The following is a 22,849-nucleotide window of genomic DNA, read 5'->3' on the forward strand; positions in this document are numbered from 1 at the left end:
AAGCGCTTCTTCGTTGCATCGTCTAACGGCTTCTTCGACACGGCGCGTATCTCCAATCAACCCGTTAGAGATGAAACGCGCCAGCCCTGAATCCGTTGTCATGTTTTTTGTAAATCTCAATAAGAAGCCGGTTCAGGAACGATGAGGCGTGAGATCGTCGGCGAGCTGGTACAGGCAGTCGCCGCGTTGTGTCAGCGCGGGCACGCGCTTGCAGATAACCAGCCCTGCCGCCGGAAAATGCACGGTCACCGGCTCGCGCTCGGGCCGCTCTGGCGTGTGCAGCCTTGCTGCAGGTTGCCCCGCATCGACACGCTCGCCAAGTTGCACGAGGGGCTCAAAGATGCCGTCGTCGTAGGCGTATACGTAGTGCCGTGCGCGGTCCACCCGCAGCAGCCGCGTGTCATGCGGCGGCCCCGGCGGCACCAGCGGCCCTTCCAGCACCCCCACGTGCCCGAGCAGATGCAGCAGGCCCTGCCAGGCGCTGCCGAGCACGGCGGCGTCCACGGTGCCCGCACCGCCCAGTTCGGTCAACAACCCCAGCACGCCGTTGCGACGTGCCGCGGCAAGCAGGCCAACCGGATTGGGGCTTTCGTTGATCAGGCTGTATGGCAGGCCGAATGCGGCCACCGCGGCCAGCAGGCGCTGCTGGCGCGCGGGATCGGGATCGGCCTGGGCAAACAGCGTCGCGCCATGGTACTGGAGCGAGCTGCCACCCGAGTGCAGGTCGACCACCACGTCCACGCGTGGCAGCAGGCTGCGCTCGATATAGTCCGCAATCACCTGCGTTGGCGTGCCGCGTGGATCGCCGGGAAAGCTGCGGTTCAGGTTGCCGCCATCCAGCGGCGAAGTGCGCAGGCCGGCTTGCGCGGCCAGGTAGTTCGCCATCGGCAGTAGGATCAGCCGGCCCCGCACCTGCTCGGGTGCGACTTCGCGGACCAGGCGCGAGACCAGAATCTGGCCCTCGTACTCGTCGCCGTGATTGCCGGCCATCACCAGCACGGCCGGGCCGTCGCCGTTGCCGATCGAGGCAATCGGGATGGGCAGCCAGCCGTAGGCCGAGCGATGCACCGAGTGCGGCAGGCGCAGGCAGCCGACCTGCCTGCCGGAGCGTTCGAAGTCGATTTCGCTATGGATCGGAGAAGCGATCGGGGGTTGGCGATCGGAGCCCATCGCTCAGTCCGCCAGCAACCGGATGCCGATGTCCCCTTCCCGCTCGAGCTGCGCAACCAGCCCGATCTCCCAGTTGAGATAGGCCTGGAAACCCGCGTCGCGCCGCGCCACATCGGTGTGGTGATAGGGGCTGTACCAGTAGTCGTCTTCGCCGGTCAGCACGCCCTGCGCGCCGCTGCCGGTGGGCAGCCCCGCCGCCGCCCACGCCTGCGTGCCCCCGGCCAGGAAGCGCACGTCACGGCCGCTGCGCGCCACCAGCTCCGCCGCGACAATGCGTGCGAGCACGCCATCCGACGACGTGATCAGCACCGCTTCGCAGGCAGGTATCTCCGCGGCTAGCGCCTCCAGCCGGTCCGGCACCGCGAACTGCGCCCCGGCAACATGGCGCCTCTCGTAGGCGGCGCGGCGCTCGACATCGAAGACGCGTGCGCGCCCTGACTGCAACAGCGCATCGGCTTGCAGCGCCGACACCGGCGCCGCCGCAGGCCGCGAGGACAGCACGCGCAGCGGCTCCGGACCGGTGTCGACAGCGGTGTCGGGCGGCGGCGCGTACACGAACACCTCGTGCGCGCCCAGTTGCGCCAGCCACGCGCCGGCGGTCAGCGCCCGCACGCCGTCCCAGTCGGCCAGCACGATCCGCGCGTGGCGCGTTGCCGCGTATTCGTCGGTGGCTTGAACCAGCTGGCCGCCCGGGGCCCAGCGCCAGCCCGGCAGGTGGCCGGCCTCGTACTCGGCGCGCGTGCGCACGTCGAAGCGATACAAGGTGCGCTGCCCGGCTTCGCGCTCGAGCCGCGCCAACGCGGCATCATCGACGCGGCGCACACCGGCACGGGAGGCGACGGCCTCGGCACGGGCACAGGCGGTTTCGCGTGCCGCCTCAGCTGGCTCAGGCAGCGGCGTATGGCGCCCGTGGGCCAGGGTGCGGCCATTCAGCAGCCACGCCATAGTGCCATCCTTGAGCGAGACCACGGGGTTAGGCAGCCCGGCGTCGATCAGCGTCTGCGCGCCGACGATGCCGCGGGTGCGGCCCGCGCAGTTGACGACGACCAGCGTCTCCGGCCGCGGCGCCAGCTCGCCGATGCGATAGACCAGCTCTGCGCCGGGCAGGCTGTGCGCGAACGGCAGGCTGAAGTCTGCAAACTCCTCGGTGGTGCGGCTGTCGACCACCACCAGGTCGTCGCCGCGCTCGATGCGCTGCTGCAGTTCGTCGGTGCTGATCCATGGCGTGTGCTTCTGGTGCTCGATGACTTCGCCGAAGGCCTTGCTGGGCACGTTGCTGCCGCTGAAAATCTCGAACCCCGCCGTCGCCCACGCCGCCGTGCCGCCGGTAAGTACCGACACGTTGCGCCAACCCAGGCGCAGCAGCTTGGAGGCGGCCTGATGCGCCAGGCGATCGCCGTCGTCGCCACCATCGGTCAGGACGATGCGCGTATCGCGGCGCGGCACCAGCCGGTCGATCAACAGTTCCAGCCGCCACAGCGGCGCAGAAGCCGCAAGCAGCAGGTGGCCGCGCACAAAGACGCCAGTCTCGCGCACGTCCAGCAGCGCGATCTCGTCGCCGTCGGCCAGCGCCGCCTTCAGCGCTGGCGCATCGATGGCGGCATGGGCGATATGCCTGGGCGGCCCGAAATGCCGGTAGCTGCCGCCCGTGGCGCTTTCAAACACCACGCGCCGGCTCAGGCGGTCAAGCGCCAGGCCATAGAAATGCAGGTGCAGGCCGGGCTCATCGTCGATCAGTTCGATGGCATGGACGTCGTCGGGCAACAGCGTGACGGAGCTGCCGGTCACGACATCGCTGCGGCCGGTTTCGACCAGGCGGTCGCGTGCGGGATCTTCCGTTGCCTCGCGTCGGTAGAACACGTTGCGCTCATTGCCGGCGATGCCGGCAATGATGGCCCATGTGGTGTGGTCATGCGGCGGCTGCGCCTTGCCTGGCAGCCCGGCGGATACGTAAAGCGCGTAGCGGCCGTCGAGGTCTTCGGACAAGCGAAAGACCTGCGCAGGATTGTCGGCGGAGACCGGAAAGTGCGCAGGCGGGAACAGGTCGCGCCTGGCGCCCAGCCGCTCCAGCGAGCGTGCCACCATCTGCAGCGTCTCGCGGTCGGCATGTTGCGCGCGCTCCAGCAACTGTCGTGCTTCGGCGATGAAAGCGGCCACGGCCGCGTGGCGCCGGCTGGCAACGTCGTTGCCCGGCACCGCTGATGGGGAGAGGTTCTGTTGGGTCATACGCCGACTGTAACGCCGCCACCGAGCGGTGAAAAAGAAGGCTTTCGAGTATCGACATGCGGCCGGCTTCGATCGGCGCCGGCCATGGCCTGGCGCGTCCCGCATATGCATAGGCTCAATCCTTCGTTGGTGGGCTGCGGCCGGCTTCGTATGCTTGGTGACCCGATCAGGCCCTCGCGCTTTCGCGCCCAGGACGGCCTGCAAGCTTCCATCCAGGTCGTTATCATGCTTCGCCGCAACTTTCTTCGCGCCATTCTGAGTCTTTCGCCAGCCATGCTGGCGGCTGCGCCCGTGTCTGCCGGCACCGCCGACGCGACCTTTCCCACTCGCCCTGTGCGCATCGTTGTACCGGTCGCGCCTGGCGGCAGCGCCGACAAGCTGGCACGCACGCTGGCCACCAGGCTCAGCGAGACCTGGCATCAGCCGGTGGTGGTGGACAACGTCGTCGGCGCCAGCGGCACCATTGGCGCCGCGCAGGTCGCCAAGGCCAGGCCCGACGGCCATGTGCTGTTGCTTGGCGGCGAAGGCGTGACGCTCAACGCCTCGCTGTTCAAGAACCTGCCCTATGACACCAGCTACGCCTTCCGCGGCGTCACCAAGGCAGTGGTAAATCCCCAGGTGCTGGTGGTCAGGCCGGACCTGGGCGTGCGCACCTTCCAGGACTACGTGGCGCTGGCACGCCGCAAGCCCGGAGAACTGGCACTCGGCCTGCCCGGCAATGGCGGCATCGCCCACATCGCGCATGAAATGCTGTCGCGCCAGCTTGGCTTAAAGGTCAACTACATCCCGTATGCCGGCGGTGCGCCGGCTACCGTGGACCTGCTCGGCGGCCATATCGACGCCACGCTGATCACGCTGGCAGCGGTGACCGACTATGTACGCGCCGGCAAGCTAACCGCGCTCGCGGTCACGACACCTTATCGCTCCAAAGCACTGCCGCAGGTTCCCACGCTTGCCGAAGCCGGCGCCACGGGCTTTGCCGTGGAGAGTTGGCAAGGACTGCTCGCGCCTGCGGCAACTCCGGCTGCTGTGGTCGAGCGCATCAACCGCGATGTCGCGGCGGTGCTGCACGCATCAGCCACTCGAAGCCTGCTGGAAGACGCTGGCTATGTCGTGGTCGCCTCTTCGGCGCAGGAGCTGGATGCAACGCTGGCGCGCGACCTGCCCCGTTACGCCTCGGTGATCGCCGCATCGGGCATCACGCTGCGCTGATAACCGCTGGAACCCAAATGACTGACATGACCCATGCCATCGACGCCGCCACGCTGCGCGGCTGGCTCAACGACGGGCAGCCGATAGCCCTGTTCGACGTTCGCGAGCATGGCCAGTACGGCGAAGGCCACCCGTTCTTCGCCGTGCCCCTGCCCTACAGCCGCCTTGAGCTTGACGTCGGCCAGCTGGCACCGCGCCGTGCGGAACGCATCGTGCTGTCCGACGATGGCGACGTGGAAAATCCCGTGGCGGCGCACGCAGCGCGGCGCCTCGCCGATCTTGGCTACCTGAACGTGACTGTGCTCGACGGCGGCGCACCCGCCTGGGCTGCCGCCGGCTACACCTTGTTCAAGGGAGTCAACGTACCCTCCAAGACGCTTGGCGAGCTGGTCGAGCACATCCAGCACACGCCCCGCCTGAGCGCCGACGACCTCGTAGCGCGCCGTGCCGCCGGAGAGAGCTTCGTGCTGGTGGATGGCCGCACCGAGGAAGAACACCGCAAGATGACCGTCCCGGGCGCGCTGAGCTGCCCCAACGGTGAGCTGGCACTGCGGCTGCCCGCGCTGCTGCCCAATCCGAACACGCCCGTGGTGGTGCATTGCGCCGGGCGCACGCGCAGCATCATCGGCGCCCAGACGCTACTGAACCTGGGCCTGCCAAATCCGGTGCTGGCGCTGGAGAATGGCACGCAGGGCTGGCATCTGGCAGGCCACGCGCTGGAGCACGGCAGCGACCGCTTCGCTGTCGCCGTGCCTTCGGCCCCGGTGCTCGCCGCGGCGCGCGAGCGCTCCGCCAGGCTGCTGCAGCGCTTTGGCCTGCCCGCGCTGTCGACCGCGCAGGCGCAGCAATGGCTGGATGATACGCACCGCACCACCTACCTCTTCGATATCCGTTCCGCCGACGAATTTGCCCGGCGTACGATCGATGGCGCGGTGCATGCGCCTGGCGGACAGCTGGTTCAGGCAACGGATCGCTATATCGGGGTGCGCGGCAGCCGCGTCATTGTGTTCGACGACGAAGGCGTGCGCGCGCCGGTGGTTGCCAGCTGGTTGCACCAACTTGGCTATGAGACCGCCGTGCTTGCCGATGGTGTGGACGCCTCCCTGCAGGTTCGCGCGCGACCAAAATTGGATGTCACTAGCGCCCTGCCTGTGCTCAACGCCGACCTGCTGCAAGCGCTGCACATCGCAGCCCAGCGCCTAGCGGTCATCGACCTGCGCGAGAGCGCGGCATTTGAGCGCGGTCACGCCTCCGGCGCGGTCTGGTCGATCCGCCCGCGGCTGCTGCAACAACTGCGGGCGCTTGGCGTAGCGCATGCCGATCCTGTCGTCCTGATCGCCAGCGAGCCGGACGTGGCGATACTTGCGGGCGGGGATCTGCTTGAGGCAGGCTATCGACACGTGTACCGCACCGACAATGGCTATGCCACCTGGCAGTCAGCTGGGCTGCCGCAAGCGGTTGCGCCCGAGCCGCTGCCTGCAAGAGCGCGCATCGATTACCTGTTCTTCGTGCACGACCGCCACGAGGGCAACCGGGACGCCGCCCGCGCCTACCTGGCGTGGGAAATCGGGCTGATCGCGCAGTGCGCGCCGGATGAGCTGGGTGTGTTCCGCATTGCCGGGCCTGGACTCGACTAGCCCCAGCCTGCCGGGCGAGCCGGTGCTCGGGATAGCCGGTCTGTGGAGGGACTGGCCGGACGAAGCCTACTCTTTCACCATGCTGACGGTGAACGCCGACCAGCACCCCGTGATGAGCACATGCACACCCCGGGGCAAGCAGAAGCGCTCAGTGGTGATCGTGCCGAGGGTGCAATGGCAAGAATGGCTGACGTGCCGCAACCCAGAGCTGGTGCGCAGCTTCACGACGCTCTATCCGGAGGGACAGATGGAGACCGAGCCAGCGCCTATCGTGCGCCGCGCAAAGGAGCTGCCGGTCAGCGCCGACGTCCACCTGTCGCTTTATGCGCTTTACCCCCACGTGGGGGGTATCTCACGGATCACGCAGCGACGAAAATCAAGGGAGTCGTGACTTAACCCCGGGGCATATCGTACCCCGCCGCTGTGAGGGTCTATTTTGTCAGACGGAGCCCGATACCGGCGCCTTCGTCACTGGTGTATGACAGTGCCATATCCATCGGTGGAGCTCATCATGCAAGCGGGATTAGAAGTCGCGCGCAGCATAGAGGAAGATCTCAAAGACCTGGACGAAACGGATCAGGCCATCGAGCGACCCCGCCCTGAAGGGACCCTGAAGGGCGAGGTTTGACGCGCACTCCGATCAGAAGCCGGCAGTGACTGACCGTTTCCCCGCCCCAATGCAACGTTAGTGCGCCGAGGATGACCTGATCGACAGCCGGCCAGGCGACTGCATTCAACCAACCATCCGCCCGCTATGCATGGGGTTCCCAAGCAGGGTCGCCAACCTTTGCCGCATGGGCCGCTGCCTGCTCGAGCCAAGAACCATGCGCCTTCGGCACGACCAGCATCGTCAAACCCAGTCCGTCCAGCACACGGAGGACGTGCTCGAAATTGACGCCCTTGCCGTTCTCTAGCTTGGACAGCATGCCGATCGAGACAGCGCAATGCCTCGCGGCCTGGTCAATGGGCATCCCCTCCCCTGCCCGCGTGGCGCGAATGCGCTCGCCCAGTTGGTGAATGGTGCGAATTGTCGCGCGCGAAGGCGGCGTCGGATCAGGTAGTGGTCGCGGCATGGCCCGTCCCGTGAATAAGGAAGTCAGCTTGGAGGCTGCTCACCCGGTTATTTCATTATAGTGAAATTATACTCTGCAACGCTGATGGCCGCCCTCAATGCCGGGAAGGAACCGGCAGCACGCGAACCGGCATTCCCAGGCTCACTGAGTGAGGACCAGGGTGTGGGAAGTTACCAGCCCCACTGAGGGTGCAGACTGAGTCTCTTTTTGCATGTAAGAGACATTATTGTAACTTACAATGAAACGCAAAATTTGCGCCCCATCTAGGCTAATCGGGTTGACGGAGCAAGCTCTCTTTCTTCGCAGCAAGCCTTCTGCCACCTAGCTTTTTGGCCAACGAGACATTAAGATACTTTAATGTAACTAAAGTTGAGAGTATGGCCTCCTGGGAATTCTACGGACGAATGGGGACGCTGGAGACTCTGGACCGGATCGTCCATAGCCCAAACTGGTTCTTCTGCCGCATCCAAGGCCGACGACGCATTGGTAAGACGACCCTGCTGCGTGAGCTGTCCAAGGGGGAACCGTCATTACTCGCCCGGATGGTCTACATGCAGATACCGGACTCAGACGAGCGAGATGTGGCGGCTGGGTTCCGCCGGGCACTGGAAGACTGCGAATCCGAGATCGCAAATGCACTGGCCCCGCAAGTCACTGACTTCGCTTCGATGGCCGGCGTGATCGGCCATCTATGCCGCCGCGGCCTGATCGTCGTGTTGGACGAATTCCAGTATTTCACGCAGGCGAGGCTCTACGCCTTCAACTCATTCCTGCAGGAGCAAGTGGACCGGCTGCGCGATACGCAAGGGGGCGGGCTGTTTGTCCTTGGCTCCCTGCAGTCGGAAATGAGCGCGCTCCTCGACGACAAGGGGGCGCCGCTCTTTGGGCGGCTCACAGCGACTATCGATCTGCAGCACTGGGATTTCGAGGACTTGATCGAGGTGTACCGCGCACACGATATCCGCGAACCGCACCATTGGCTCACGCTCTGGGGCTTCTTCGAGGGCGTTCCCAAGTTCTACCGGGACGCGTATGACCAAGGCCTGTTTCAGGTGGGCGCCCGGTTTCAGGAAGCCTTGCTCGAGCGGATGTTCCTTCGCGAAGGCAGCCCTTTGGCCGAAGAGGCAGACACATCCTTCCTCCGTGAGGTGAAGGGCAGACTGCTCTCAGTCCTAAACTTCCTCTCGGAACATCCGGGCTCGAGCCACGGGCAACTGGTCGGCACACTGCTGCGGGATGAAGACGAAGCGTCGTTGAAGGTCACAGTCAAACGCTTGGTCGAGAATTACCATATGGTCGACAAGCGCCACCCGGTGTTCTCGGAGAGCAAGAGCCGCAATTCCCGCTATTACATCACCGACAACTTTCTGCAGGCGTGGCTGTCGGTCGTCAAGCCGGCGCGGGACGCTTCCCGCATGCGCCCGTTATCGAAGGCGATCGATCTGACGCTCCCTCGGCTGCATGGGCACGAGGGATACGCGTTCGAGAAGCTGATTCGTCAGTTGCATGTAGAGTGTTCGCGAAAGGGCGTGGGCGATTTCTCGCTGACCTCCATCGAACTGGGCTACTGGAATCGGCCGCGAGACGAACAGAATGCGATCGAGATCGACATCGTCGCACTCGACGAGGACACGCGGCGTATCCGCTTCGGCTCGTGTAAGCGCAGTGCAAGCAAGCACATCCAGTCCTCGCTTTCCGAATTTGAGCGACACATCGAGCGATTCATGTCGACAAAGGAAGGGCGCCGGGTGAAAGGGTGGACGTTGACCAAAGCGTTGTTCTCGCCAATCTTTTCTGACGAAGAGGCTCGGGCGCTGACGGCCGCCGGCTACCAGTGCCTGGATTTGCCGGCGTACGTCAGGATGCTTACGTCTCCGCGGTCAGCGTGATGCTCAGTTGCCCTAGCTTCCGACCGCCCCGCAGTGGGTGTTGAAGGAAGCCGGTGCGAACGATTTCGCCGACCGTGATCACTATGAAGGGCCGCGCCCCCTCCTCCAATGCATGCCGGGATCGAAATGGCGGTTCTCCGAAATTCATGAATCTACCCGCCGCTAAAGCCTACGGCTTGTAGCGGGGGTTTCCGGGTTCACCGACTTCTGCGCCTTGCGGCTGACCGCCTGGCGTCTTACCGATGTCTCCCCCGGCGTGGGAGCCTGTATGGGCTCCGGTTCGGAGCATCCCGCCCCTACCTTGGTTCGCATCCGCATCGTCTTCTTCCGGCCCACGGGCGAGAATTCTCCCGACCGCACCAGCGCGACACCACGATCCCGGATCACCCGGCTCGCGTTGTGGTCGGCGTTGGTTCGGAAGCCGCAGCCTTGGCAGACGAACTCGGCCTGCGTCGGCCGGTTCTCCGGATGAGTGTGGCCGCACCGGCTGCACTCCTGCGAACTGTAATGCGGCGGCACCGTGACGACGAGCTTGTTGCGTCGCAGGGCCTTGTATTGAGCGAACACCAGGGTCTTGCCCCAGGCGCTCGCCAGTATCTTGCTGTTCAGGCCTGCCTTGGCACTGGCCTGATTCTTGAGCCACTGGCCCGTTTCGTTCTGCTTGGCCTTCGGCCGAGCGCTCATCGCCTTGACTCGCAGCGCCTCGAACACCAGCAGCCGAACGCCGGCGGATTCCACCAGCCGGTAACTCGTCTGGTGTGCGAAGTCGAGTCTCACGCTACGGGCGTACTGATGACAGCGTGCCACCCGGTGTGCCGCCTTGCGTTGGCCCGATGAGCCCTTGACCCGTCGCGCCATGCGACGCTGCCAGCGTTTGCGGGCACGCTCCTTCTTGCGCAGGCGCTGTTGTTGCACATCGCTGAGGCCGGCGCACATCCCGGTGCTCGCGAAGACGGGGACGGTCACGCCACGGTCGACGCCTACCGCTGAAGCGCGCAATTCCGTTTCTGGCCAGCTTGCCAGTTCGGCGGCAATCTCCTGCGGTGTTGGAAGCGGCAGGTCGTCATCGATATTGAACGACACGTACCAGTGCCCCGCGTCGACCGTGAGCGTGATGCTTGCGGGGATCTTGTGTGGGCGATGCGCGGTATAGGGAATGACGCCGACCGGGAACTTGCCCTTGCCTATGCTGAGCCGATAGGAAACCTCCTCCGGAGTGGCACCACCCGCCGCCTCGAACGAGAATAGCTCGTTGGTCAGCCAAACCGACTGCGGGCCGCTCTTGCGCTGGATGGTCGGGCGGCCACCGAGCCTCTGGAAGAAGCGGCTGTAGGCCGTCTTCCAGCGCACCGCGCCATTACGCAAGATTTGCGACGGCACCTCGTACAGCCACGGCGTCAGTTCCCGGCACTTGAAGCGCGCGTACTCCTGGTCGATCGGGGCATGCTCTCCAGCCAATGCCAGCGTTTTGCGCTGGAACACACGATAGTACCGATCCTCACCCACCTTGGCGTTGTAAATAAAACGCTGGCAGCCAATCCAGCGTAGCAGTATCGCCTGTTGGTCAGGTGTCGGATAACAGCGGAATCGGTAGCCTACTTGCATCCGGAAATTTTACCAGCACAGTATCAGGCATGGGAGTCGAAAATCAGACGAGCGCGCATGCGGTCTACAACCTCAAGCTGCATATTGTCTTCGTCACGAAGTACCGTCGCAAGACGCTGACGCCGGAACTGCTGGCATATCTTGAGATCGCGTTTGGACAAGTCCTCGCAGCTTGGCGCTGCGAACTATTGGAATTTGGTGGTGAGCCCGACCACGTGCATCTCCTGGTCAGCATCCATCCGGCCCTCGACATCTCAGCGCCCATCAACAATCTGAAGACAGCGAGTGCGCGTCGTGCCCGCCGGCAATTTGCAGAACACCTCGCTCACTATTATTGGAAGCCGCTCTTCTGGCATCGAGCGTGCTTCGTCTCATCGGTGGGCGGGGCATCGCTGAAGACAGTGAAGGCCTATGTCGAGCGACAGGGAGTGAGGAGCATGCCCGCCGCAAAGGCAAGGCAACCTAACGGCTGCCGCCGACTTGACCCCCTCCTGAGCCTGCCGGCCCGAGGAGAGGGAATGCGTCGGCAAAGACTGTTCAACTCGATAGCACGCCCGAGGCGCTCTTGTGGCGCACGCCGGCTACAAGGCATGGGGCAAGGCCGGCAACCTGCATTTTCCCGAGAAAAGCTACACCCGGCTCCGCGAGATCGTGCGCAATTGCGCCGGCCAGCATCCACTCAAAGCGGTTGTCGGGTAAGCGGTGGTGGCGCCCAGAATGGGCGACTCGCCGCTTCGACGGATGGGTGCCAAGCGTGAAGTGTGTCGCAGCCATGTGCACGTGCTGCCCTTGGCCCGCCCTTGACTTTGCTGTGGCGCCGGTAGAGTGAAAGCATTCCAGCGATGAAACGCCCATGCTTTCCACACGCAACTACCGCTTTTTCCAACGGCGCCTGACCGTGCCAATCGCGCCAATGCGCCAGCCCTACTGCTCCTCGCCTGTTCCGGCAGGAAGCTCGACCGTCCAGCGCTCGCGATCGACCTCTACCGAGGCGTCATGTACGAGTCGTACCGTGCCCACGTGCGCGGGGACGCCGCACCGAACGTTCAAATCCTTTCCGCGCGGCATCGCTTTCTCAGCCCCCACACCGAGATTGCCCCTTACGACGAACGGATGACACCCCATGACCAGCCTGCATTACCGCGCTGCGCCCGGTCGCCCTGCCCTGATGGCACGTGTGCTGGCGGTCTTCGATGGCCCGAGCGGGCCAACGGCCGATGTCGAGGTCGACGAGGTTGTCCGCGGCCGTACGAGAGTCGGCACTCGCTGGGTCAGCCTCGCGGATCTTCATCCGATGGAGGCGTGATGAGCGACTTCGATCGTGCACTGTCCGCCGAAGCGAAGGAGCTGTGCCCGACAGGCTCCGGCACGCCACAGGCGCTGCTCGCGCTAGCCTATGCCGGCTACCGGGCCTGGGCCAAGGCTGGGAACCTGAATTTTCCGGATGAGAAGCGCTACACCCTGCTCCAGGAAATTCTGCGTTACTGCGCCGAGGAGTGTTCGCTGGCTTGCTGTTACCCGCAGGAATACCGCTTGCGGGAAATCGCCGCCATGCTGGACGCGGCCTATCCCCGCTATGCCCGAACTCGTGAACGGCTGTCTGCGCGGCGCAACCGCAATGTCCGAGCGCAGCACTGACCCCCTCTTCTGCTAGCCATGACCGCCTCACGGAGGCGGCAAGGGTGTGGGAAGCGTCAAATTCAGTATATAACAATAGGTATGACGCGCATGGACTCTCTCTGGCTCAAGAACCCCACCCTCGCCTACCGAGACTGGCAGACCAGTGAGGCCGCCGGCGCCGATCGCCGCCCGTTCTCTGCTCGTTCCATCGTCCAGCACCAGGCAATGTTCGAGCACTTCCGTCGGCACTTGATGGCGCGGGGCGCCACTATTGGCTCCTTTGGCGCTGCCGATATCGAGAGGTTCTGGCAAAGCCCCGCTGGCCGGTCGTACTCGCAGGCAACCCGCATGCGGTACGTAAAGCTGCTGGATCGCCTGTGCCGGCATCTGATCTTCGTTGGCGTGCGTCTAGACAATCCGGCCGCCGCCCTGCTCCGGATCGAGGGCTGGCCAGATCAGGAACCTACGCCGCAGTATCTTGATGCAATCGAGGACGTCCGCCTGCAGAACTATTTGCGGTCCCCCGCCGACGATCTGGCCACGCTGCGCAGCCGTGCCATCGTCGCAACCTTTCTGGCGACCGGTATCACCGCCGCAGAAGCACGCGCTGCAAGGCTGGGAGACCTGTACCCGGAGGTTAGGCCGCCTTACCTCTTTGTGCCGGCACACGGGCCACGGGACGCCCGTACGATCCACCTGCCCAAGTTCGCCGTACCGCTACTTCGTGCCTGGCGCGCCCGCCGTGAGACACTGCCCATCGAGGGCGAACTGCTTTTCACGCTCAAGCCGGACGGCCGACCCATCACGGACATGAGCTTTGGTCGGATCGTGGCCACCGTACTTTATGCAATCGGCCTCTCCGCCGCAGAGCCAAGCCCCCGAACCCTTCGCAATACCTTCTGCCGGCGCCAGCTGCTGGCAGGCCGATCCCGCGATGAGGTCAACCGGATGCTGGGGCTGTCCAGCCATCGCACCTGCGACCGTATCGCACTCACAATCCGGGAAGACGAGGCGTTGCAAGATCGCACCGTTCGATAGTGGACCGCTGCGCGCTACTTGCATGCCGGCCCGCATTTGCTATGCTTCGCAGCAGCGCTGAGAGCCAAATCCCGCGGCTGGCGCGCATTCCAACCAAAGAGACCATGGCCACCAAAGCAAAGCCCGTAGCAAAGACTGCAACGAAGACCGCTGCAAAGAAGGCTGCAGCCCCCGCAAAGAAGGCTGTACCAGCCAAGAAGGCAGCCGCTGCTGCTCCGGTCGCGAAGCCGATCAAGGACACGTTCAACAAGTCGAGCCTGCTGGCGCACCTGGTCGAGCAAACCCAACTGGAAAAGAAGACTGTCCAGACCGTGCTCGCCCATCTGGAGAACACCATCGTCAGCGCCATCAACAAGAAGGGCGCGGGCGAGTTCACGCTGCCCGGCCTGTTCAAGGTCGCCGCAATCCAGGTGCCGGCCACCAAGAAGCGTTTCGGCAAGAACCCGTTCACTGGTCAAGACCAGTGGTTCGCCGCCAAGCCTGCCAGCGTGAAGGTAAAGGTCCGACCGCTGAAGAAGCTGAAGGACGCCGCGGCGTAATTGCTCCGCATCCGTAGCAGAAGGAAAAGCCCCGGAATCTCACGGACTTATACCCTAAAGGCACATAGTTCGCGGTTAAGTCGCCCGAGAGTTAGGCAGGATGGGTGTTCTGAGCATCAAAGCCTTGCGATGTCTAAATACATCGTAATGCACCGAAACCACCAAGCGCCGGCGGCAACGCCGGCGCTTTTTCTATTGCGTGATTCGTACGTCGGGGCCTTGGTGGCGTTCCCTTTTGAGCATGTTATGTCTCCGGCAATGCCTCCCACTCCTCCCCATCATCAAGGATAGGATGGGTATCACTCACCACAATCAGCGGCTTGCCACGATGGGCCAGCGCAAATCGCGATATCGCGCCGGCTTGCCCTTCTGGCATAGCTTGGCAGTCCGGGCCTAATGCCCCTACCCACACATAGCGTCCGGATTCGAAGCAGGCAAGGTAATAAGCCACGCTCATGTTGTCCTTTTCTCCTTTCATTTTTGCTTCGTCTACGCAAGCACTTTTCGAATCGCCCGCGCGAACCCCACCTCAAACACTGTCCGGCCACGCGCGTTGACGATTTCACCGTAACTGCCTTCGCGGAGGCCCTGGTTTTCGAGATAGTCGGCCGACACCGCCTTCTTTAAGGCTTCGCGCTCAGACGGCGTGAGTTGCGCAGACGGGGCGAGCACAGTCACCTGCTGCGTTTCAGGCGCGGCCGCAATGGTTGCGCCCAGTGGACGCCGGTCCACAGTCACCTGGGTGTTGGCCTTCAGGACGTTGAGTTGCGCCTTGAGTTTGTCCCGCTCGGCGATGATGGCCTGCATGATGGAGCGAATGGCCGGGTCCTCAATGCGCATCAGGTATTCGTGGCTCGCTAGCGTCTTCGGCGGCTTGGGCGCAGGCGGCCCGGCGTAGGCCCCCCAGGCTTCGATGAGTGTTCGATAGTCAGCGGACTGGGCGTTGTAGAGCACGCGGCCCTTCATGATGCCTTCGCCTTCGGCAAGGCGACCAATGGCGGGCAGCGAGAAGTCGCGCGAGCCGGTCTCATGCTGCCGGCGGCAAATCTCGTGCAGCTTTGCTAGGCCTGAGCGCCGGTTCGAGCGCCCGCCCTTGGCGAGCAGCGACTCCAGGACCGCGTCGGGGTGGATGTCCGTTTTCCCATTCATGCTACAGCTCCGGTGAGGGCCCGGTGCCCGGCGGGAAGCGGCCGGACGGAAATCGGCGTGGGCAGCAGCGAGGCGAGGTCCATGTCGAAGTGCTGGCTGAGACTCTCGCCTGCATCCATCAGGCGAATCACCTGGCGCTGGCCGAGGGCGGGATTCGCCGGGTTCATCTGCTGGGCCAGGCAGCGCATGAAGGCATTGCCGGCGAGCAGTTGCTCCTGTTCACTCAACAGCATGAACACGGGCGGCAGGTCGTCGCGATAGAGCACCGCGTCGAGCAACTGACTGCGGCGGAACACCGCCTTGCCAGGTTCGAGGTCGGGGTAGACCTCGACGTTTTCGCACACGCCGGCGAGCTGGAGCAATTCCGACTCCGTTTCCTCGAAAGCAACATGCACGTCGCCCATCGTGCCGGCAGCCACCAACTGCGTGCCGTCGCCTTGCGAGGCTTCGAGCGCCGCCTTGCAGCGTTCGATGAGACGCCAGCAGGCCACCAGGTCTTCGGCGAGGTCGCTGAAGCGCTTCATCGCGCTTTCCCACACCCGCTCGGCCTGCCGGTACGCGTCCAGTCGGGCGAACGGCCGGCCCGCGTCTTCCGCGTCGGCCTTTTGCTTCTTCAGGTCCTGAAGCTCGTTTTCCCGGGTGAGACAGGCGTTGCGCGCCTCGTCGAAGTGGTAGGCGAGCGTGTTGAAGTGGGCGGCCAGCGCCGGCAGGTGGTGCGGCTCGGTCACGAACCAGCGACAGCGCACGCAGTTCCGGCTGCCGCCCGGAACAGGCCCGTACTTAGGAATTGAAGCTGAGCTAAGGTTCGGCCCCCCATTGTGGCAGCCACCCACCGAACCGTTGTCCTCGACCTCGCTGGTATTGCCGCCGGCCAGGCACAGCCCGTGGTGCATCAGCATCCAGCCCGCTGCGTTGCGCGCGGCCGGATGCTGCGGGATAGCGGCGGACAGGCTGGGTACGCTGTTACAGATGGCCTGTTGCAAGAGTTGGTCGTGCTCGGTGTCGAGCAGGAAGTTCTGGATGCTCACTTCCTTGTTCTCTTCCAGCCGCTCCGCGGCGCCGAGAAGCACGTCGCGGATGTGGGTCGCGCCGGGCTTAGTGTAGTAGAGGGTCATCAGCAGGCGGCTATGGCCGACGAGCTTTTGCAGGACGGGGAACGGCACCTGGCCTTCGAGGGCCAGCGCGGTGATGAGCGAGACGCGCAGACTGTGCAGAGGAAAGAGCGTTACTACGTACGTATTCTGCTTACTCTTAGCCCTTACTTCTGGTGGCGGCAGGAATCGAATCGGTGTGCCGTTGCGATGGGTTTCTCCCCGGTCAGACAGCCTCAATTCCAGCGCTCCAAGCAGGCGGAACCATGGCAGGTCCAAGGTATCCATGGTCAACGGCAGATGACGCTCGCCGTCTCGTGCCTCCGGCGCGCGGAAGAGGAAGCAGGTGTCGAGATAGCCCGCCAGTTGCACCGCGCTCTTCGCCCCGATGTGGCGGCCGTCCAGTTCCGTCCACGCGGTGCGCCGGGCGACGGGGTTGTACTTCTCCTGCCAGTCGCGCAGCTTCTCCAGCCAATAGAAGACATCCTGATGCACCGGCCCACCGAAGGACCACGGCAACACGTACCCCTTTTCGGGACCGGACGTGGCGCTGTCGGCGGTCTTGTTGGTGTTGATGTAGAGCACGGTCGAGACCGCCTCGCCATCGGCGAGTGGGTTGCTGCGGCGGAACACCCCCTGTTGCAACGGCCGGCGTTCGCTGCCCTGCGTGAGCCGGCTCGAATTCAACGCCCAGTTCCCCGCCGCATAACGCCAGGTATCTGCCTCGCCCGAGCCGAGCAGGCGGACTTGGGTCGTGCGCAACGGCAGGATGAGTTTCACGAGCAGGGCCACCCAGCGCACCGGGCTCCAAATCTCAAGCACCTGCCCACCGCGATAGTTCGCGCTTAGCTTGCGGACCCGCCACACGCAGTCCGGGTCGTTCCGGTCAATCCGGTCTTCTGTCACTTCGAACCAGTCGGGCGCGCTCCGACCTCGCTGTCCAATGTCGCCCCCCAGCGCACCCTGCGCCAACTGCCAGTCGCGAAAGTGCGGCCCCGCCGCGAGCATCTGGCGCAATTCGTCGATGTAACCGTAGGGCAGCGGCGAATGCACGCTCTCGTCGGTTTTGGGCAGACCGCTCGTGGACCTCCGGGGCACGGGGTTGCGGAACGCCGGCGAAACCACTGGGTGGCCGTCGTCGGCGGCTGCGCTGAACTCGCGCCGCAGCACGAAGTCGAGGAAAGCCTGGACAAGGTTGTTGACCCTGACGCCTGTGTGCGAATCCGGGCAGGCCGTCTGGTAGAAGTCGGGCAGGACCGTGCCGCGCGCCAGGAACACCGCCGGGTCGAGCGGCAACCCCTGCCGGACGAGGTAGCGCTCAAGGAAAGCCACCAACGCTTGGAGCCTCAGGCTGATACCGGCTGTTTCGCCTTTCAGCCACTCCACCGCCAGGACGCGCCACGCGGCGAGCTGCGGATAGTCGCGCTCGACCCAGCCGAGGGTCATGTCCGTATTGCGGGTCACACCCTTATCCATTGCGACGAGAGTGGCAGACGCCTCTGGCGCAGTCGTTGTCTTCTTTTTGGCCATGGGGATTCCTCAGTGGTGGCGTTCGATGCTAGGCAGCACCAGTCTCGACGCAGGCTTTGGCCCTGCGTATTTGTCTCGCAGCCGCTGCGCGGCTGCTTCAAGCTCGGCCAGGGTCTCGCGGAAATTAGCCTGTGTGTAGACCTCCTGGCTCTCGAGCGAGGCATGGTGCATGAAGCGGCGGATGAACTCCTTGTCGACGCCGGCGTTGCGCAGTCGCCGGCCATAGGCGTGGCGGTGACCGTGCGGCGTCGTGCCCAGCGCCTTGCTCACCGTGAGCCCGATACGCTCGCACGCGGCGGCGTGCGCCTTGTTGTACTGGGTGAGCGTGTACATGGCGCCGACGGGCTCGCGGTTCAGGTTGATAAAGGCAAAGGGGTGGTCACGTTCCATACGGGCGACCTGTTCGAGGTAACGGTGCCAGAGTTGCAGGAACCACTCGCCGTACTCGGGCACGAACCAGTACGCCTGCTTGTAGAACGCCGCATCGTGCGTGCCACCCTTCCAGCCGGCGTGCCGGCGGTCCATCAAGTCGGTGCGGGGCGCGAGGCCGAACTGGTGGGCGAGGTATTCGGCTCGCTTGCCTTGACGCGGTCGTCCCCGCTCGTCGCGCCAATCGGCGGGTGCGGCGCCGTGGCTCGGGTGGTGTATGAGAACCTGGGCCTGGCGCGGGTTGGTTGGGTCCGGGAACACATCGGAGATGTAGAGGTGGAAAGGCTCCGATTCGCGGAAGCCCGCGCCGTGCTGCAGCAAGGTGATGAGCATGCCGCGATAATCGTAGCGCCCGGCCGCACAAAATCCCTTGACCAACAGTTCCTCGAAGCGCTCCTCCGGGAAGGCCGGCGGGTCGCTCCGTTCGACCCTGGGCAGGCGTTGACCTCGCACAAAGTGCCCGGTCTCGGCAGGGGATGAGTTCTCCGCCCAGGTGTGCCCGAGAAAAGCCCGGCTGCGACGGTACTGGTAGGCTGCCTCGTCAGTCTGTCGGTCGAAGGCACCACCCGCATAGCGGGGATTCACCTTGACCGCCTCAGGTCGCATCTTGCCGAGCCAATCGAAGAAGTCGGAGAGGTGGGTGATGATGTGTGAGGCATCCTGCGGCGAGCGTGGCGGCCAGCACAAGCCGCTGGGGTCGAGCCTGGTCTCCCGGTCGAAGGTTCCGGTGTAGAGCCGCTGGGCGAAGTTCTGGAACAGGCAGTAGGTGTCGCGCTCGGCCGGGTTGGTTTGCAGGTATTCGAGGAACATCCGCACCGAGCGATTTACCTTCGTCATCCACGTCAGGCTCCGGTCGTGGCTGTGATAGAGGCAATAGTCGAGCAACGGCTCCAGCACGCCGGCTGGCGTCAGGAGAACGGGGAGCTCCGTATAGACGCCGGTGGCGTCCGTGTAGACTCGGGCCTTGACGGTCACGAACATGCAGGGACCTAAACACCCAGGCTGCGCAGCAGCGCAGTGGCATCGTTGAAGTCGAGGTTATGCAGGTGCATGGCCAAATCCACCGCGCCACCTCCGCCTCGGCCAAGCCGGGTGTCGTAGAACTTGGGACCTCGAACGAGCAACTCGAAGTCGCGTCCATTTGCGCTGACGTGGTAGCGCTGGGTATCGTGGGCACTGACTGGCTCGTAGGTGCTATCGGCTTTCATGTAGCACCCCAGCTTCTCCAACACCCCAAGTGCATCTAGGGCCCGCCAGCGTTCCAGAGTCAAGTTATCCACAGCCCGACGCCTCATCTGTCCCTCCCCCGGACCCCCACCGGCTACTCGGCTTTCAAAGAAAGCCGGCTACTCGAAACAATCAGTGCTGCGATGTACAACGCTCGTGCGTACTACATAGCATGGACACTTAGGGCATAGCTTCGCTAAACAGGAGATAAAAAAACACCCCTCTTTCAGGGGTGTCGGGTGAGGGAGTCACCAATTTAGTCCTAACTATGTATGAATAGCTGGGGGGAATAACGCAGCGATGCGGGGCTTTTCTACATGTTGACGGTCATCAATGCTGCGGCGTCACGACCTGCTGCCAAGCCGCCTGTCCCGTCGGCGGCAAGACTTCGAAGGGCAGCGCCCGCTCGCGCACGACCCCGACGTCGTACGCAAGGGTCAGCCCGAGCGATCCTTGTATGTGGTGCGCCGCGCGATCTCGTCATGTTCGGCGCGCTGCGCATGCGAAAGCGTGAGGCAGCCATACTGCGCATACCAGCGGTAGCCGTAGATGACCTGGCCGGGGGCCACGCCGGCGTCGTAGGTCTCCAACACCCGGTCGAGCTCGAACTCGGAAATCAGCAGCGCAGCTTCCGCGTCCATGGAAAACTACTGATCGGTCGTGGGGGTGGACCTGCATCAAGCCGGTAGAACTAATAGATGAGAGCGACTTCGGCAATCTGTGCCCTGAGGATTGTTATTGCGAAATAGTCGCCACAAATCGCGAAGCCAGTTATCGATGGATCGGGAGTTTCTGGCATATGAGGGCATTCCAACCACTCGGCGTACTTCCTTCAGGAGGAAAATACTATCTCAACAAAAGGCCGACGTATTGTTCGAGCAAAGGAGATGACTGATGAACCTGCGCACTCGCTTAATGCAGCAGCTGCGGGGCTGGGGGCCCGTTGGATTACTGTACATCCTGTTGTGTACTTTCACCCCATCGTCACAAACAGTGCTGCCGGAAACATTCCTGGACAGGGCCATTCCGTTCAATCCAGCAGGTGTATGGATATATCTGTCATTCTTTATTATGGTTCCCCTGACCTATCTGGTCGTTGACACACCTACCCTGCGTTGGCTGACTCGTGCCCTGCAGGCCAGCGGGGTGGTTGCAGGAACCATATTTGTGCTGTGGCCCACAACGCTACACTACCCGACCATAGTCGACAACGGTATCAGTGCGCAGTTCCTGGTCTGGATGCAAAAATGGGACAGTCGTTGCAACTGTCTGCCCTCCCTGCATGGCGCCCTGACCGCTTTGTGCGCGTGGGCGTTGGCCAAAACGAAGAACTTTTGGGTCACACTTGCTGGTTTTGTGTGGGGTCTGGCCATCCTTTATACCGTCATCCAGATTCGACAGCATGTGGCCGTGGATTTGAGCGCCGGCATGCTGCTGGGTCTCCTGTCAGGAATCGGCGCGCAACTCCTCCAAAAGCGTTCTTTACCTGAGGCACACGTTGCGAGTCCTGTTTTACGTACCTCAGATTCTAAAGTTGCTCAAGGCCTGAAGTAACCTGGCTACGCACAGTCTATTCACATGGTTTTCGCGGGTGTGCGCAAACCTGACTACCGGCCTTGTCTTTTTTCTACCGCAGGCATGATGCCAGTGATACCGATCCTCGACCGGTTTCATGCTCCGGCTGGGCAATCCCCTTCGTCTTCAGCCATCCAGGAAATCTCGCAGAGCACGTAGCGCGCAAACATGGTCTGAAACGCCTCCTTCTGCGATCCGGAAAAGAACACGCCCACTGCGTCGCCAGCGCTCACCTTGAGGCCATCCCGCACGGAGAGGCACGCAGCGTTCAGTGCATCCTCGACCAGCTTCTCGACCAATAATGCGTTGCGTTCGACGCTGGCGGTCAACCACTGTCCCAGCGCCTCTTGTATGCGGTTGGCTGCCTCGCAAAAGTCATCTTCCTCCGCTGCACTGGTGCGCGGGAATAGCCGGTTCCACTCCCCGTCATCCTCACACGGCCAGTCAAATTCATTGGCATCTACGAAATCGTGCAGCTTGGCGAAGTCCGTCACCGTCGGCGGAATCCGGTCGTCGGCAATTTCCTGCTGTATTTGCCGCTTGCCGAGTTCGATCGCGCGGGCGATCGCCCCATCCTGCTCGCCGGTCAGCTGCGTCGCCACGGGATTGGCAGGTAACTGGGTGTGCACGTCGACTCCATGCGGACAGGTCCGGGCACGTCCCACACTGGCCGCCGCCGCATACCTGAGCGCAGTAGCTGTCGATGTGTTCATCAATATCTCCTCTTGACATCCTCTCCCGCCCGAAGGCGGGGGATTCCTACCGCGCTACGCGCTGACTTGCGTAGTCGCTTCGGTGGGTTCCTGCTTCACGGAGCGGCCTTATTGCACCGGCTCTCCACAGGCTGCAACGCGGTGTCCCCGCGCCAGAACATTGATCGCGCCGACCACGTCGGCGTTTTCCTCGAAACTGCATTCGACGCAAACGAACTGCGCCTGCGTCTGCCGGTTGTCCGCCGACACGCAGCCACAAGCCGGACACGTCCGGCTCGTGTTCTGCGGCGGCACGACGATGAGCCATCCTCCATTCCACGCCAGTTTGTAGTCCAACTGGCGGCGGAACTCGAACCAACCCTGATCGAGGATGGATTTGTTCAGGCCGGACTTGGCCCGAACGTTCTTGCCCGGCTGCTCGGTTGTGCCAGCCGCCGACCTGGACATGTTCCGCACCTGCAAGTCCTCGATACATACCATCGCGTGGTTTTGGCTGATGGAGGTCGTGGCTTTGTGCAGGTAGTCGCGGCGGGCGTTGCCGATACGGGCGTGGACGCGCTGGACACGGGCCTTGGCCTTCTTCCAGTTGCGGCTGAACTTCACCTTGCGACTCATAGCGCGTTGGTAGCGCCTGAGCCGGGCTTCATGCTTCTTGAAGCTGCTCAGTGGGGCGAGAAACGAGCCGTCGTTGAACGTGGCGAAACGGGCGATGCCCATGTCGATGCCAACGGCGCTCGTGGCCTGCGGCACCGGCTGCTCGACTTCGCGCTCGGTCTGGATGGACACAAACCACTTGCCTGCGCTCAGGCTCACCGTGGCGTTGCATGGCTTGCCCAGTACCCTGCGAGACAACCGCAACCGCATCCAGCCGAGCTTCGGAAGAAAGATGCGCCCGCTGTCCTGGTCGAGCTTGAACTGCTTCGGGTCGGGGTACCGGAAGCTGTCGCGCTGGCCCTTCTTCTTGAACTTCGGGAAGGCGGCCCGCTTGCCGAAGAAATTCTTGTAGATACTATGAAGGGCCGCGAAGGTAAGCCCCTGGAGTAAAACGAAGATTCGCAGTCTCGTTTCTCGAAAGGAGCACGCAAATGAACATGCCTGACACAGCCCTTCAGGGGCAGAATACGAC

22 protein-coding genes and 2 pseudogenes are annotated in these 22,849 nt (G+C 63.5%); 12 read left to right on the forward strand and 12 right to left on the reverse strand.

Translation table 11 applies throughout. The features are described from left to right. Positions 1-132 precede the first annotated feature (132 nt). Complete coding sequence (locus DN412_RS37935) at positions 133-1,170, reverse strand: succinylglutamate desuccinylase/aspartoacylase family protein (protein ID WP_115216243.1); 1,038 nt, start codon at positions 1,168-1,170, stop codon at positions 133-135. A gap of 3 nt (positions 1,171-1,173) precedes the next feature. Further along, a complete protein-coding gene (locus DN412_RS37940) occupies positions 1,174-3,396 on the reverse strand; it encodes a rhodanese-like domain-containing protein (RefSeq protein ID WP_115216244.1) in 2,223 nt (740 codons plus the stop codon). A 225-nt stretch (positions 3,397-3,621) separates the two neighbouring features. Here DN412_RS37940 and DN412_RS37945 point away from each other — a divergent pair, with 225 nt between their 5' ends. The 3 genes from DN412_RS37945 to DN412_RS37955 all read left to right on the forward strand — a co-directional run bounded on the left by DN412_RS37945 (position 3,622) and on the right by DN412_RS37955 (position 6,636). Then, the gene (locus DN412_RS37945; RefSeq protein WP_115216256.1) at positions 3,622-4,608 is read left to right on the forward strand and encodes a Bug family tripartite tricarboxylate transporter substrate binding protein; all 987 of its coding nucleotides are present in this window, start codon (positions 3,622-3,624) and stop codon (positions 4,606-4,608) included. Positions 4,609-4,625: 17 nt separating this feature from the next. Continuing rightward, positions 4,626-6,245, forward strand: a complete 1,620-nt coding sequence (locus tag DN412_RS37950; protein ID WP_425267481.1) for a rhodanese-like domain-containing protein — start codon at positions 4,626-4,628, stop codon at positions 6,243-6,245. Positions 6,246-6,324: 79 nt separating this feature from the next. Beyond that, entirely contained in the window at positions 6,325-6,636 is a 312-nt protein-coding gene (locus DN412_RS37955; protein ID WP_133303148.1) for a hypothetical protein, read from the forward strand. Positions 6,637-6,997: 361 nt separating this feature from the next. Here the strand turns inward: DN412_RS37955 and DN412_RS37960 are convergent, their stop codons facing one another. Next, complete coding sequence (locus DN412_RS37960; RefSeq protein ID WP_115216246.1) at positions 6,998-7,318, reverse strand: helix-turn-helix domain-containing protein; 321 nt, start codon at positions 7,316-7,318, stop codon at positions 6,998-7,000. A gap of 377 nt (positions 7,319-7,695) precedes the next feature. Here DN412_RS37960 and DN412_RS37965 point away from each other — a divergent pair, with 377 nt between their 5' ends. Then, positions 7,696-9,207 (forward strand): ATP-binding protein, encoded by a 1,512-nt coding sequence (locus DN412_RS37965; RefSeq protein ID WP_115216247.1) that lies wholly within the window; start codon positions 7,696-7,698, stop codon positions 9,205-9,207. Between the two features lie 162 nt (positions 9,208-9,369). On the opposite strand, the gene DN412_RS37970 is transcribed toward DN412_RS37965, so the two are convergent. Further along, positions 9,370-10,812, reverse strand: a complete 1,443-nt coding sequence (locus DN412_RS37970; RefSeq protein ID WP_115216248.1) for an RNA-guided endonuclease InsQ/TnpB family protein — start codon at positions 10,810-10,812, stop codon at positions 9,370-9,372. A gap of 29 nt (positions 10,813-10,841) precedes the next feature. Here DN412_RS37970 and tnpA point away from each other — a divergent pair. From tnpA to DN412_RS37995, 7 genes and pseudogenes are all read left to right on the forward strand, one after another. Next, positions 10,842-11,225: pseudogene (tnpA, locus tag DN412_RS46120) on the forward strand (IS200/IS605 family transposase); the annotation flags it as partial. Positions 11,226-11,379: 154 nt separating this feature from the next. Further along, positions 11,380-11,511 (forward strand): hypothetical protein, encoded by a 132-nt coding sequence (locus DN412_RS45580; RefSeq protein ID WP_279635299.1) that lies wholly within the window; start codon positions 11,380-11,382, stop codon positions 11,509-11,511. A gap of 276 nt (positions 11,512-11,787) precedes the next feature. Beyond that, positions 11,788-11,871, forward strand: a pseudogene (locus tag DN412_RS45760) (DUF6884 domain-containing protein); the annotation flags it as partial. Between the two features lie 64 nt (positions 11,872-11,935). After that, a complete protein-coding gene (locus DN412_RS45130; protein WP_244223009.1) occupies positions 11,936-12,118 on the forward strand; it encodes a hypothetical protein in 183 nt (60 codons plus the stop codon). Further along, positions 12,118-12,450, forward strand: coding sequence for a hypothetical protein (locus DN412_RS37985; protein ID WP_244223010.1), 333 nt, complete (start codon positions 12,118-12,120; stop codon positions 12,448-12,450). Before DN412_RS45130 ends, DN412_RS37985 begins: the two co-directional genes overlap by 1 nt. Before the next feature lie 81 nt (positions 12,451-12,531). Beyond that, complete coding sequence (locus tag DN412_RS37990) at positions 12,532-13,470, forward strand: tyrosine-type recombinase/integrase (protein WP_115216249.1); 939 nt, start codon at positions 12,532-12,534, stop codon at positions 13,468-13,470. Positions 13,471-13,574: 104 nt separating this feature from the next. Beyond that, positions 13,575-14,009 carry an HU family DNA-binding protein gene (locus tag DN412_RS37995; RefSeq protein ID WP_115216259.1) on the forward strand — a complete coding sequence of 145 codons (435 nt, stop codon included), beginning with the start codon at positions 13,575-13,577 and terminating at the stop codon, positions 14,007-14,009. A gap of 244 nt (positions 14,010-14,253) precedes the next feature. Here DN412_RS37995 and DN412_RS38000 read toward each other — a convergent pair whose 3' ends face one another. The 6 genes from DN412_RS38000 to DN412_RS44225 form a co-directional block, all read right to left on the reverse strand. Further along, complete coding sequence (locus DN412_RS38000; protein ID WP_208647740.1) at positions 14,254-14,487, reverse strand: hypothetical protein; 234 nt, start codon at positions 14,485-14,487, stop codon at positions 14,254-14,256. Between the two features lie 11 nt (positions 14,488-14,498). Then, positions 14,499-15,158, reverse strand: a complete 660-nt coding sequence (gmtX, locus tag DN412_RS38005; RefSeq protein WP_115216251.1) for a gamma-mobile-trio protein GmtX — start codon at positions 15,156-15,158, stop codon at positions 14,499-14,501. Continuing rightward, positions 15,155-17,779 carry a gamma-mobile-trio integrase GmtZ gene (gene gmtZ / locus DN412_RS38010; protein ID WP_115216252.1) on the reverse strand — a complete coding sequence of 875 codons (2,625 nt, stop codon included), beginning with the start codon at positions 17,777-17,779 and terminating at the stop codon, positions 15,155-15,157. Before gmtZ ends, gmtX begins: the two co-directional genes overlap by 4 nt. A 9-nt stretch (positions 17,780-17,788) precedes the next feature. Next, a complete protein-coding gene (gmtY, locus tag DN412_RS38015; protein ID WP_115216253.1) occupies positions 17,789-19,189 on the reverse strand; it encodes a gamma-mobile-trio recombinase GmtY in 1,401 nt (466 codons plus the stop codon). Positions 19,190-19,197: 8 nt separating this feature from the next. Continuing rightward, a complete protein-coding gene (locus DN412_RS38020; RefSeq protein ID WP_244223012.1) occupies positions 19,198-19,416 on the reverse strand; it encodes a hypothetical protein in 219 nt (72 codons plus the stop codon). A 456-nt stretch (positions 19,417-19,872) separates the two neighbouring features. Further along, on the reverse strand, positions 19,873-20,076 hold the full coding sequence (locus tag DN412_RS44225) for a hypothetical protein (RefSeq protein WP_208647741.1): 204 nt from the start codon (positions 20,074-20,076) through the stop codon (positions 19,873-19,875). A 253-nt stretch (positions 20,077-20,329) separates the two neighbouring features. On the opposite strand from DN412_RS44225, the gene DN412_RS38030 reads away from it, so the two are divergent. After that, entirely contained in the window at positions 20,330-20,989 is a 660-nt protein-coding gene (locus DN412_RS38030; RefSeq protein ID WP_115216255.1) for a phosphatase PAP2 family protein, read from the forward strand. 116 nt (positions 20,990-21,105) lie between these two features. Here DN412_RS38030 and DN412_RS38035 read toward each other — a convergent pair whose 3' ends face one another. Continuing rightward, positions 21,106-21,723 (reverse strand): hypothetical protein, encoded by a 618-nt coding sequence (locus DN412_RS38035; protein WP_244223013.1) that lies wholly within the window; start codon positions 21,721-21,723, stop codon positions 21,106-21,108. A 108-nt stretch (positions 21,724-21,831) separates the two neighbouring features. After that, on the reverse strand, positions 21,832-22,849 hold a 1,018-nt coding region (locus DN412_RS38040; RefSeq protein ID WP_133303149.1), incomplete at its 5' end, for an RNA-guided endonuclease InsQ/TnpB family protein.

The sequence above is a fragment of the Cupriavidus lacunae genome, assembly GCF_003353055.1.
Lineage (GTDB): Bacteria > Pseudomonadota > Gammaproteobacteria > Burkholderiales > Burkholderiaceae > Cupriavidus > Cupriavidus lacunae.